A 12299-nucleotide genomic window follows, 5' to 3' on the forward strand; every position below is an offset into this window, starting at 1 on the left:
CCTGAACGACCTGACTGGATACGGATTCGTGGACACAACGCCGGAAAAGAACAGCACCGGCACCCCTCCCTTCGCCTCTCCACCCGCCCCGGAGAGCCCGGAGGCAGCCGACGAACAGGCCCTGCGCAGGCTTCTGCACGGTGCGGTCGACGAGCTGAAGCCCTCGGAGGGGGCGCTCGAACATCTGCGGGCCGCGGTGCCCGTACGGCGTGCCCGCAAGCGACAGGCCGTCGTCGGCTCGGTCGCGGCGGCCCTCCTGGTGGCCACCGCGGTGCCCGCCTTCCTGCACGTCGCCAACAGCGCGAGCAGCACGGACGACCAGCCCGCCGTCGCCGGACACGGCGAGCGCACGCACGCCGCCCCCGGCACGGCGTCCGGCACGGTGGACAGCACGGACGGCAGCGGCCGCCCCTCGACCGTCGGCAGCGCGCCCGGCACGCCCGGCGGGAAGGGTCCCACCCCGACGCTCAGCAGGGGCGCGGCCGGCAGCACCGCCGGCGGCGCGACCGGGCCGGGCGGCGGGCCCGTGAAGGTGGACTCGCCGACGTGCGACGCCACCGAGCTGAGCGTGAAGTCGGCGAAGGTCGGCAAGCCCGACGCGTCCGGCAAGGTCTACGGTGCCTTCCGCATCGTGAACGCCTCCGACAAGAAGTGCGCGATCGGCGGCGTCGGCAAGTTCGACGTCCAGGCGCAGGGCGCGGCCGACCCGGCGAAGATCACGGTCGTCGAACACGCGGCGGGCGATCCGGCCGCCGGGCTCCCCGATCCCTCGCAGGACGCCACGAGCCTGGTCCTCGCACCGGCCGCGGCGTACGAGGTGCGGTTCGCCTGGGTGCCGTCCGACACCTGTCCCAAGGCGACCCCGTCGCCCGACCCGACGCCGTCCAACGTCAGCTCCGGCAGCAACAGCGGGGTCGTCGCGCCCACGGCGGGCGGCACCGGCCAGACCAGCCGGCTGGCCGCGGACGGCGGCGCCCCGGCCGGTACGGCGGACGGCACGGTGGCGGTGACGCATGTCGCCGAGCCGGGCGCGCCGTCGGCGGAGGCGAAGATCCCGAACGCGTGCGCCGGGACGATCTACAAGACGGGCGTCCTGGACGCGGGCGCGCCGGCCTCGGCGACGCCGTAGCGCCGGCCGGGTGCCGCTGCCCTAACCGGGCAGGGACGTACCTTCCAAGGTGCCCGGTGCCCCGGCCTCGGCCCCGTCCTCCGGGGAGAGCCCGAGCTCGGCGTCCTCCAGGGCCTCGGCCTCGCGCCGGACGAGCCGGAACCACATGAACACGACGAACCCGGCGAAGACGAACCACTCCCCGGTGTAGCCCAGGTTCTGGAACGCCTTCAGATCGAGGCCGCTGTTCTGAGGGGCGCTGGCCGGCACCGGAGTCATCCCGGCGTCGGCGCGCGGAAGCGTCACCCAGGCGTCGTACACCTGGTACGGCACGAGGTTGACGAGGGCCGCCGCGCTGATCATCCCGACCTGGCCCCGGGGGAGCCCGCCCTGTGCGTGCACCCCGTCGGAGCCGGCGTTCTCGGAGGCCTGGAGTATGCCGGTGACGCCGACCTCGCCGGCGGGCGCGGCCGGGGCCGTGGCGCCCTGCGGGATCCAGCCCCGCACGACGGGCAGGGCCTTGCCGCCGTCGGTGCGCAGCAGGCTCAGGACGTAGCTGCCCGACTTGCCGTCGACCTCGCGGCCCGGCACCAGGAACTGCTCGGCGTACCGACCGTGCGCGGCGGCCGGGCGGCCGGAGGTGCGCTGGTCCACGGGGAGCAGCGAGGCGAGGGGCTCGGCCTTCTGCGTGGCGGGGTCGGGTGCCTTCTCGGCGGCGTCGTGGGACTGCACGCGGTCCTCGAAGCGGCCCAGCTGCCAGGAGCCCATGAAGATGCACACGGGGATGGCGAGCAGGACGAAGACGTGGATTCCCCACCAGCGGGGTGTGAGCAGGAACCGGTACACACCCCCACGGTACGGAATCCCGCCGGGGGGCTGGGCTCCGGGGTGCCCGCATCTCCCCGCGACCCAGCCCCGCCCCCCCTCGCGGGCTGTGCCCCCCGGTCCGCTCCTCAGACGCCGGAGGGGCTACGTCCCGTCACCCTTCGCCCGCGGGCCCCGGGTGCCTGGTCGCGCAGTTCCCCGCGCCCCTAACCCCGTTTCGGTCTGCGGACCGTGGTCGCTTCTCGCGCAGTTCCCCGCGCCCTTAACCTCGTTTCCGTGCGCGGACCGCGGTCGCTTCTCGCGCAGTTCCCCGCGCCCCTAACCCCGTTTCGGTCTGCGGACCGTGGTCGCTTCTCGCGCAGTTCCCCGCGCCCCTGGCCGTACTGATGCTGGGGCACCTTCAGCCTGTCCGGCGTTTGAGGACGAGCGCCGTTCAGGCGCGACGGGGGTGCAGGGGGCGAAGCCCCTTGCGGGGGTTCGAGGGGCGCAGCCCCTCAGGGGGTCTGGGGCGCAGCCCCAGGGAGCCGAACCCTTCAGCGCGCTGCACGGGTGGGCGAACCCCCGGGGTCTGGGGCGGAGCCCCAGGGGCTGGGTCCTTCAGCGCGCTGCACGGGATGGGGGTCCCCCTGCTCATTAAGAGCTTGGGGGAGGGTGGGCGACCCCCCCCGGGGGTCAGCTCGGCAAGTGGCGCGCGGCGAAGTCGAGTTCAAGGCGAACCTGCTTGATGCGCTCCTCGACCACGAGCGACCCGTGCCCCGCGTCGTACCGGTACACCTCATGCGTGGCCCCCCGCTCGACCAGCCGGTCCACATAGTTCTCGACCTGCCGGATCGGGCAGCGCGGATCATTGACCCCCGCCGAGATGTAGACCGGCGCCGTCACCGCGTCGACGTACGTCAACGGCGAGGACGCGCGGAAGCGCTCCGGCACCTCCTCCGGCGTGCCGCCGAGCAACGTCCGGTCCATCGCCTTCAGCGCCTCCATCTCGTCGTGGTACGCCGTGACGTAGTCCGCGACCGGCACCGCCGCCAGCCCGAGCGCCCACGCGTCCGGCTGCGTACCGAGGCCGAGCAGGGTGAGGTACCCGCCCCAGGACCCGCCCGCCAGGACGAGCCGCGCGGGGTCGGCGAGCCCCGAGGAGACCGCCCAGTCGCGGACCGCCGCGATGTCCTCCAGCTCGATCAGCCCGACCCGGTGCTTGAGCGCGTCCGTCCAGGCCCGCCCGTACCCGGTGGAGCCGCGGTAGTTGACCCGTACCACCGCGAAGCCGTGGTCGATCCAGGCCGCCGGGCCGGAGGCGAACGCGTCGCTGTCGTGCCAGGTCGGGCCGCCGTGGATCTCGAACAGGGTGGGGAAGGGGCCTTCCCCGGCGGGCCGCTGCACCAGGGCGTGGACGCGGCCGCCGGGTCCCTCCACCCAGGCGTCCTCCACCGGCACCGAACCCGGCGCCTTGAATCCGGGCGGGTCGAGCACGACCTCGCCCGTCGTGGAGCGCACCTCGGAGGGGCTCGCCGCGGACGACCACAGGTATTCCACCGTGCCGTCGGGCCGGGCCGTGGCGCCCGAGACCGAGCCGGCCGGGGTCTCGATCTCGATGAGCGAGCGCGTGGCGAGGTCGAAGCGGAACAGGCCGCTGCGCGCCTCGAAGCTGTGGACGACGAGCAGCGCCGAGCCGTCCGGATACCACTCCGCGGAGACGTCGCCCGGCAGGTCGAGCGCGAGGTCGCTCTCCTCGCCGGTGGCCACGTCCCAGATCATCGGCTCCCAGCGCCCGCGGCGCTGGTGGGCCACGAGCAGCCGGGTGTCGCCCGCCAGCGGCGCGAACCCGAGCACCTCCAGGCCCAGTTCCTCCGTGCCGCCCTTGGTGTCGTCCAGCTCGGCCACCGCCGCGCCGTCGGGGCGCACCACGCGCAGCGCGGAGTGCATCGCGTCGCCGTGCTCGGTGTGCTCGACGGCGATCAGCGTCCCGTCGTGCGAGAGGTCGCCGACGCCCGCCGACTCGCGGTGCCGGTAGATCTCCACCGGGTCCGAGCCGGGGCGCACCACGTGGATCGTCGAGCCCTCCTCGTCGGTGGAGCGGCCGACCACCGCCGTGCCGTCCCGGCCGAGCGCGAGGCCGCCCGGGTACGACGGGTCGAGGCCGGGCACCGCCGTCTCGTCGGGGCCGCCCCCGAACGGCTGGCGGCGCCAGACGCCGAACTCGTCGCCGTCGGTGTCGTCGAACCACCAGATCCACTCGCCGTCGGGCGTCAGCACGCCGTCCGTCGTGCCGTTGGGCCGGTCGGTCGCCCGGCGCTGGTCTCCGCTCGCCCGGTCCCACGCGTACAGCTCGTACGTCCCCGTCGCGTTCGACACGAACAGCGAGCGGTCCGGGGCGTCCTCCGCCCAGTCGGGGAGCCCCACCCGGGGCGCCCTGAACCGCTTCTCCCACTCCGGCATCTCGTTCATGTCGCTCATGCCCCCATCATGCGCCGAAGCCCCGACATTCCGTTCGCCTCCCCCTCGGCCTGTGGACAACCTCCGCTGTGGACAACCTCCGCCCGCACCCCGGTCACCCGGACAGCAGCTGCGCGAACCGCGCCATGTCCACATTGCCGCCGCTGATGATCACGCCGACCCGCCGCCCCCGGTACCGCTCCGCGAGTTCGCGGGCCGCGGCCAGGCCCAGGCAGCCCGTCGGCTCGGCGACGATCTTCATGCGGGAGGCCAACAGGCGCATGCAGTCGACCAGTTGGGCGTCGGAGGCCGTGACGATGTCGGTCACGTGGTCCCGGATCAGCGGGTAGGGGCGGACGCCGAGGTGCTGGGTCTGGGCGCCGTCCGCGATGGTCGCCGGGGTGTCGATGTGCACGATCTCGCCCGCGCGCAGCGAGCGGCGCCCGTCGTCGCCCGCCTCCGGCTCGACCCCGTACACCGCGCACGACGGCGCGAGCGCGCCCGCCGAGAGCAGGCTGCCCGACAGGAGCCCGCCGCCGCCGAGCGGCACGAACAGGGCGTCCAGGTGGCCGGTCTCCTCGAAGAGTTCCTTGGCCGCGGTGCCCTGGCCCGCCATCACATCGGGATGGTCGTAGGGCGGGATCAGGGTCAGGCCGCGCTCCTTCGCGAGGGCGGCGCCGATCTCCTCGCGGTCCTCGGTCCAGCGGTCGTAGGGGACGACCTCGGCCCCGTACCCCCGGGTCGCGGCCAGCTTCGCCGCGGGTGCGTCGTGCGGCATGACGATGGTCGCCGGAATGCCGAGCAGCGAGGCGGCGAGCGCGACGGCCTGGGCGTGGTTGCCGGAGGAGTAGGCGACCACGCCCGCGCGGCGCTGGGCCGCGTCGAACAGGGACAGCGCGTTGAAGGCGCCGCGGAACTTGAACGCCCCCATCCGCTGGAGGTTCTCGCACTTGAGGAAGAGGCTCAGACCGAGCTCGGCGTCGGTGAGCCGGGAGGTCAGGACCGGGGTGCGGTGGGCCTGTGGGGCGATCCGCTCGTGCGCGCGGACCACGTCGTCGTACGTCGGCAGCTGCTCCATGCCTGCCGAGCGTACGGCGTGCGGGGTTACTGGGCGGGGCGCGCGGGGGCGTCCGCCTGGGTGCGGTCGGCGGTGGTGTGCACCGTCGCCGGGGCCGGGGTGACCTGCGGGGCCGGGGCCGCTGCCGCGGGGGCCGGCTCGGTGCCGTCCTCGCGCATCGCCTTGGTCTCGCTCTTGAGGATGCGCAGGGACTTGCCCAGCGCGCGTGCCGTGTCGGGCAGCTTCTTGGAGCCGAACAGCAGGATCAGTACTACTGCCACGATCAGCAGGTGCCACGGTTCAAGACCATTGCGCAGGAACATCCCGCCGTCCTTCCTCGTTCGCGTCCTACAGCCGTTTCGTCCGGCCGGATTCTGTGTACGGCCGGGGCTGCTGGCTCTCAGTGAGACTTGCTACATTGCGCAACTGTACAACCAGAGGGTGCGACTCACCGTCTCCTCTACAGAAGAGGCGAGAATGAGGGATGAGGGGTCCGATGGCCGGCAGCCACAAAGCGGGAGCGGCAAGCAGGCGTGAGAGTGGCGGGTCCGCCGCTCCGCAGCGCCGCAACAAGCGCAGCCGCGCCCGCATCGCAGGGGTCACCGGCCTGTCGGTGGTCGTCCTCGCGGTGGCCGGCGGCGGCTGGATCTACTTCCAGCTGAACGGCAACATCAAGACCTTCGACGACGGCGGCATCTCCGCCGACCGCCCCGCCGCCTCCACCAAGGGCTCCAACGTCCTGATCATCGGCTCCGACACCCGCTCGGGCGACAACGCCCAGTACGGCCACGGCAAGGGCGACATCGGCCGCTCGGACACCGCGCTCCTGTTGCACGTGTACTCGGACCAGAAGCACGCCGTGGCCGTCTCCATACCGCGTGACTCCCTGGTCGACATACCGCCGTGCAAGCTGCCGAGCGGCAGCTGGACCAAGGAGAAGCACAAGGTGATGTTCAACTCGGCGTTCGAGGTGGGAGAAACGGTTCAGGGGAACCCCGCCTGCACCCAGAACACCGTCGAGAAGCTGACCGGGCTGCGCGTGGACCACACCATGGTCATGGACTTCGCGGGCTTCGCGAGGATGACCGAGGCGGTCGGCGGCGTCGACGTGTGCGTGCCCAACAACGTCTACCAGGGCGACCTCAACCCGAACCTCGGCCACAAGGGCAGCCTGGTCTTCGCCAAGGGCCCGCAGAGCGTCTCCGGCCAGAAGGCGCTCGACTACGTGCGCATCCGGCACGGCATCGGCGACGGCTCCGACATCGGCCGCATCCAGCGCCAGCAGGCGTTCATCGGCAGCCTGATCAAGAAGGTCAAGGGCAACGGCCTCGACCCGACCACGCTGCTGCCGCTCGCCAACGCGGCCACCAAGTCGATGACCGTCGACTCGGGCCTCGGCTCGCCCAGCAAGCTGATCTCGTTCGCGATGTCGATGAAGGACATCGACCTGCACAACACCAAGTTCGTCACCCTGCCCTGGCGTTACGAGGGCGCCCGTGTCGCCGTGGTCAAGCCCGAGGCCGACGCGCTCTTCGCGGCGCTGCGCGCGGACCGCACGGTCGACGGACAGAACGCCTCGGGCAAGAGCGCGTCGGCCTCCCCGAGCCCGTCGGCGGCGGCCCCCGAGCCCGCCTCCGGCAAGGGCATCAGCGTGGCCGTCTACAACGGCACCGTCACCAAGGGCCTGGCGGCCCAGGTCGCCGACTCCCTGAGGTCCGCGGGCTTCACCGTCACCGGTGCCACCACGGCCGCCACCCAGGACTACACGCACACGGTCATCGAGTACGGCGCGAACGACGAGGCCAAGGCCAAGACGGTCGCCACCCACTTCCCCGGCGCCCTGCTGCGCCAGGCGAAGGCGCCGGGCCTGAACGTCATCGTCGGCACGCAGTACAAGGCGGACGGCGCGGACGGCGCGGACGCCGCGTCCAGCGCTCCCGCCGCGGTCCCGTCGGCCGTCGCCGACAAGGCCCGCTCGGCCGACGACAACATCTGCTCCAACCTGTCCTACGGATAGGCCCCCGCCGCCGAGGGGCCCCTCCTGCGGTCAGCGGGACCGGAGCCCCGGGTAAGGGGACCGTCCGCACCAGGCAAAGCGCCGGGACGGAAATGTTATGCGGGAGGTAAAGGCGTTCGCTTCGCGGCCGCCTGAACCTCCCGGTCCGTTCACATCCGACTCATAGCTTCGCCGCCATGAGACAGAAGGCAATGAAGGTGCTCGCGGTCGTCGCGGCGGCCTCCGCGGTCGCCGCCGGCTCGGCCGTCACCGCCAACTCCCAGCCCCAGCACGGCAGTCACGGCGATCACGGCAGCCGTGAGATACGCAACGTCATCTACCTGCTCGGCGACGGCATGGGCCGCACCCACGTCACCGCGGGCCGCGAGCGCTTCTACGGCGCCCAGGGCAAGCTCAACATGGAGCGCCTGCCCTACACCGGCGCGGTCGCCACGTACGCCGTCGAGAAGGGCAGCGACCAGCCGGCCCTGGTGACGGACTCGGCGAGCGCCGCCACTGCCTGGGCCTCGGGCGTCAAGACGTACAACGCCGCGATCGGCGTGGACAGTTACGAGAAGCGGCGCGTGACGCTGATGGAGCAGGCCAAGGCGGCCGGCTTCGCCACCGGCAACGTCTCGACCGCCGAGATCACCGACGCCACGCCCGCCGCCCAGTTCAGCCACGCGCTGCTGCGCGGCTGCCAGGGCCCGACCTACTCGGACGCGGCCTGCCTGCCGAAGAACGCCGACGGCAGCTACGAGAAGGCGCCCGCCGACAAGACGCTGATCACCCCGATCGCCGAGCAGATCGCCCGCAACGGCACCGCCGATGTGGTCCTCGGCGGCGGCCTCGCCCGCTTCGAGCCGGACGACCAGCAGGCGCTCCAGAAGCAGGGCTACCAGGTGCTCGGCTCCTTCGGCGACCCGAAGCTGCCCGCGCAGACCGCCGCTTCGCAGAAGGTCGCCACCAAGTCCGACCTGGACAAGGCGCGCGGCAAGAAGGTCGTCGGGCTCTTCAACCGGGGCAACCTGACGGTCGAGCAGGCCAAGGCCGCCCTGCCGGCGGACGCCCCGCAGAAGCAGGAGCCGACGCTCGCGGAGATGGCCAGGAAGTCCATCGACCTGCTCGACGGCCGCTCGAAGAAGGGTTTCTTCCTCCAGGTCGAGGGCGCCCAGATCGACAAGCGCTCGCACGCCAACGACGCGGCCCAGACGCTCGCCGAGGTCAAGGCGTTCGACGACGCGGTCAAGGCGGCCACCGACTTCGCTAAGCGGGACGGCCACACCCTGGTCGTCGTCACCGCGGACCACGAGTGCGCGGGCTTCAACATCATCGAGAAGGGCACCTACACCAACGCCGAGTCGGTGGCGCCCCCCGCGAACACGGACGCCGGCAATCCGGCCAACAACTCCCTTCCCTCGCGCGCCACTTCGGGCGCCAAGGACCCGGCCCGCTCGACCGGCATCGCCAACGGCACCGGCGCGGGCGACGCGAAGAACTTCGCCCCGGCGACCTTCCGCACCCCCGACGACCCCAAGGGCGTCAAGGACGGCAGCCCCGAGGCGAGCCTGTGGCTGACGTACCTGTCGGGCAACCACACCGGCGCGGACGTGCCGATCTTCGCCTACGGTCCGGGCGCCGGCCGGTTCGCGGCCAGCCAGCTCAACACCGATCTGTACGGGAAGATGTACGGCTCGCTGTTCGGCCGCGCCCCGCGCGGCTGACCCCCCGGCCGACCGGCTGAGCATCGGCCAGGGGCCGGGGGCACCCGCCCCCGGCCCCTCTCGTTACCCCCGGCCCCCTCGTTACCCCCGGCCCCTCTCGTGCTACTCCCCAGGAGTCCCAGGCAATGAAGCGCACCGCCGCCCCGGCCGTCCTGGCCGCCCTCGTCCTCGCCCTGCTGACCGCCTGCGGCGGCGGCTCCGGGGGCGCCTCCGGCGACCGGGCCGACGACACCCCGGCCCCCGTCCCCTCGGTGAGCTTCGCGGCGCCCGAGCGGGCCGCCGCCCCCGCCGCGTACCAGAAGCTCACCCGGGGTGAAGTGCGCCTGGAACAAGGTCCGTTCACGGACCGGGTGAAGGTGACCGGCGGCTCCCTGGGGGCCGGGGCGGCCGTCACCGGGCACCTCGCCGTCACCTCCGACGTCAGCGAGCTGATCGCCCTGGAGCTGCGCGCCGCCTACTACGACGCGGACGGCAGGCTGCTCGGCACCGGCTCGTTCCAGTACGCCGAGGAGGGCCACGACGAGCACAAGGGCGGCCACACCCCGGCCGCCGAGGGGGCCGGGATCGACTTCGAGATCGAGCCGAAGGCCCTGACCGGCACGCCGACCAGCGCGGTGCTCTCCATTCCCGTGCTGGTCAACGAGTAGCCGTCCAGGGCCTCAACTGGTTTTGCGGTTAGCGGAGTTCAGGCTCGCGCCGCCATCGCCGTGAGCTCCTCGTCCAAGTGCGGGCCCGCGTTCCAGCTGCCCACGCCGATCTCGGCGGTGATGCCGGGGCCGAAGCCGGCGATCAGGCCGCGGGCGCCGTCGGCCATGCCGCCCTCGTCGAAGAGGCGGGCGAGTGCGTCGAAGACGACCGAACTCGCGATGTTGCCGCGCTCGGTGAGGGTGTTGCGGCTGAAGCGGAACATGTCCGGGCCCAGGTCCAGGAAGTGGCACAGGTCGTCGAGAATGCGGGGCCCGCCCGCGTGCACGATGTAGAAGTCGAGTGCGCCGACCTCCCAACTGTGCTGGGACACAAGGGTTTTGAGTGCCGGAGCGAGCATCTCCATGGTGCCGGGGACCCGCTTGTCGAGCTGGAAGTGGAAGCCGGTCTCGCGGACGGCGTACGAGATCCAGTTCTCGGTGTCCGGGACCAGGTGCGAGCCGTTGCGCTCGATCCGCATGCCGACACCGCCCTCACCGCGGACCACCGCGGCCGAAAGGGCGTCCCCGAACAGGCCGTTGGACAGCAGCGAGCCGACGCCGATGTCCGTGGGCTGGTAGAGCAGCGAGCAGAACTCGCACGACACGATCAGCACGTTGGAGCCCGGGTAGGCCGTGATGAAGTCGTGCGCGCGGTTGATCGCGGCGCCGCCGGCCGCGCAGCCGAGCTGGGCGATGGGCAGCTGCCGGGTGTCGGAACGGAAGCCCATGGTGTTGATCAGCCAGGCGGTCAGCGAGGGCATCATGAAGCCGGTGCACGACACGTAGACGATCATGTCGATGTCGGCGGCCTCGACCTCGCCGTACGCCAGCGCGCGGCGCACCACCTCGGGCACCCGCTTCTTCGCCTCGGCCTCGTACACCTGGTTGCGCTTCTCGAACCCCGGGTGGGCCAGGGTCTCTTCGAGGGGCTGGACGAGGTGGCGGGTCTTGACGCCGGTGTTCTCGATGAGTCTGAGGACCAGATCGCGCTGCGGGTGCCCGGCGTGGGTCTCGCGGGCGAGCGCCAGGGTCTGCTCCTGGGTGATGACGTGGTCGGGTACCGCGACCGCCGGTCGGCACAGGGTGGCCATTTAACTTCCCTTCGATGATGGGTGGTTGGTCACCAGGCGACCGGAAGGCTGAGCGGGTGGCGCCAGATGGAGTGGGTGTTCCACGGCACGTCGCCGGGGTCACCGGCGAGCCGCAGGCCCGGGAAGCGGGTCAGCAGGGAGGTGAACGCCACCTCCAGTTCCATCTGGGCGAGCGGGGCACCGAGGCAGTGGTGGGCGCCCCAGCCGAACGTCATGTGCGGGACCGATCCCCGGTCGAGGTCGACCTCGTGGGGCCGGTCGAACTTGAGGGTGTCCCGGTTGGCGGTCAGGTAGGAGACATGGACGATGTCACCGGCGCGGATCAGCACCCCGCTCAGCTCGACGTCCTCGGTGGCGACGCGAGGGATGCCGACGCCCTTGCGGAACGGGATGAAACGGAGCAGCTCGTCGAGGACGGCCGGGAAGCGGTCCGGGTGCGTACGCAGGTCATCGAGGATGTCCGGCCTGGTCAGGAGCGTGTACGCGATGTTCCCGAGCTCGTAGGTGGTGGTGTCCTGTCCGGTGATGAGCAGGACCATCGCCATCACGGCGAGCTCCTGGTCGTCGAGGAGTTCGTCGCCGTCACGGGCGGTGGCGAGGGTGGAGATCAGGTCGTCGCCGGGGGACCGGCGGCGGGCCGCGGTGAGGTCGGTGAAGTAGGCGCGCAGCTCGGCCTTGGCGGCGACGGCCGCCTCGCGCCCCGCGGCGCCGATGTTCATCATGGTCAGGGCGTGCGCGCGCAGCCAGTCCCGCTCGCCGTCGGGGATGGCGAGGACCTCGCAGATCGTGACGAGGGGCAGCGGGGCGGCGACGTGCTCGACGAAGTCGGCGGGCGAGCCGTGCTCGGCCATGGTGGCGAGCAGCTCGTCGACCTTCTTCTGGGTGCGCTCGCGCATCCGCGCCACGTGCTTGGGCGCGAAGCTCTTGGCGACGAGGCTGCGCAGCCGGCTGCTGGCGGGCGGGTCCATCAGGTTGATGGACTCGGCCTGCACGATGGGCTCGGGGGTCATCCGCGGGAAGTCGCGGCCGATGACGGCGCTCCGGCTGAACCGGCGGTCGGTGGTCACCGTCCGCACGTCCTCGTACCGGGTCACCAGCCAGGCCTCGCCCTCGCCGTACGCCATCCGGATCCGGGCGACCGGTTCCTCGGCCAGCATCCGCTGGAGCTGTGGGTCGAACTCCAGCGCATCGGCGTAGTCGAAGGGGCAGCTCCACACGGTGTCTGTGGTCTCCACGTGGCGTACTCCGGTGTGTGTCGGGGGACAGCCGGCCCAGCTGGGCAGCGGACTTGCCCTGTATCCCCGAGCGGGGTCATGAACATGTCCGCCTTCCCCTGAATTAACCGATTAGAGGGAGAGCGCGGGGAGTCGAGGTGA

General features: G+C 72.0%; 10 protein-coding genes. 4 read left to right on the forward strand and 6 right to left on the reverse strand.

The window, feature by feature from the left end:
• Positions 1–28: 28 nt before the first annotated feature.
• Complete coding sequence (locus CG740_RS39545; RefSeq protein WP_159030232.1) at positions 29–1129, forward strand: hypothetical protein; 1101 nt, start codon at positions 29–31, stop codon at positions 1127–1129.
• Positions 1130–1150: 21 nt separating this feature from the next.
• On the opposite strand, the gene CG740_RS05390 is transcribed toward CG740_RS39545, so the two are convergent.
• The 4 genes from CG740_RS05390 to tatA form a co-directional block, all read right to left on the reverse strand.
• Positions 1151–1954, reverse strand: a complete 804-nt coding sequence (locus tag CG740_RS05390) for an SURF1 family protein (protein ID WP_100573791.1) — start codon at positions 1952–1954, stop codon at positions 1151–1153.
• A gap of 651 nt (positions 1955–2605) precedes the next feature.
• Positions 2606–4390, reverse strand: a complete 1785-nt coding sequence (locus CG740_RS05395; protein WP_100573792.1) for a S9 family peptidase — start codon at positions 4388–4390, stop codon at positions 2606–2608.
• A 94-nt stretch (positions 4391–4484) separates the two neighbouring features.
• Positions 4485–5447 (reverse strand): threo-3-hydroxy-L-aspartate ammonia-lyase, encoded by a 963-nt coding sequence (locus tag CG740_RS05400; RefSeq protein WP_100573793.1) that lies wholly within the window; start codon positions 5445–5447, stop codon positions 4485–4487.
• Positions 5448–5473: 26 nt separating this feature from the next.
• Positions 5474–5749 carry a Sec-independent protein translocase subunit TatA gene (tatA, locus tag CG740_RS05405; protein WP_100573794.1) on the reverse strand — a complete coding sequence of 92 codons (276 nt, stop codon included), beginning with the start codon at positions 5747–5749 and terminating at the stop codon, positions 5474–5476.
• A gap of 173 nt (positions 5750–5922) precedes the next feature.
• Here tatA and CG740_RS05410 point away from each other — a divergent pair, with 173 nt between their 5' ends.
• The 3 genes from CG740_RS05410 to CG740_RS05420 all read left to right on the forward strand — a co-directional run bounded on the left by CG740_RS05410 (position 5923) and on the right by CG740_RS05420 (position 9793).
• On the forward strand, positions 5923–7443 hold the full coding sequence (locus tag CG740_RS05410; RefSeq protein WP_100573795.1) for an LCP family protein: 1521 nt from the start codon (positions 5923–5925) through the stop codon (positions 7441–7443).
• 176 nt (positions 7444–7619) lie between these two features.
• Entirely contained in the window at positions 7620–9146 is a 1527-nt protein-coding gene (locus tag CG740_RS05415; RefSeq protein WP_100573796.1) for an alkaline phosphatase, read from the forward strand.
• A 125-nt stretch (positions 9147–9271) separates the two neighbouring features.
• A complete protein-coding gene (locus CG740_RS05420; RefSeq protein ID WP_100573797.1) occupies positions 9272–9793 on the forward strand; it encodes a hypothetical protein in 522 nt (173 codons plus the stop codon).
• A gap of 38 nt (positions 9794–9831) precedes the next feature.
• Here the strand turns inward: CG740_RS05420 and CG740_RS05425 are convergent, their stop codons facing one another.
• Entirely contained in the window at positions 9832–10923 is a 1092-nt protein-coding gene (locus CG740_RS05425) for a type III polyketide synthase (RefSeq protein ID WP_100573798.1), read from the reverse strand.
• A 29-nt stretch (positions 10924–10952) separates the two neighbouring features.
• A complete protein-coding gene (locus CG740_RS05430) occupies positions 10953–12158 on the reverse strand; it encodes a cytochrome P450 (RefSeq protein WP_234376084.1) in 1206 nt (401 codons plus the stop codon).
• Positions 12159–12299: the final 141 nt, after the last annotated feature.

Source organism: Streptomyces sp. CB01201, from assembly GCF_002803085.1.
Classification (GTDB): Bacteria; Actinomycetota; Actinomycetes; order Streptomycetales; family Streptomycetaceae; genus Streptomyces; species Streptomyces hundungensis.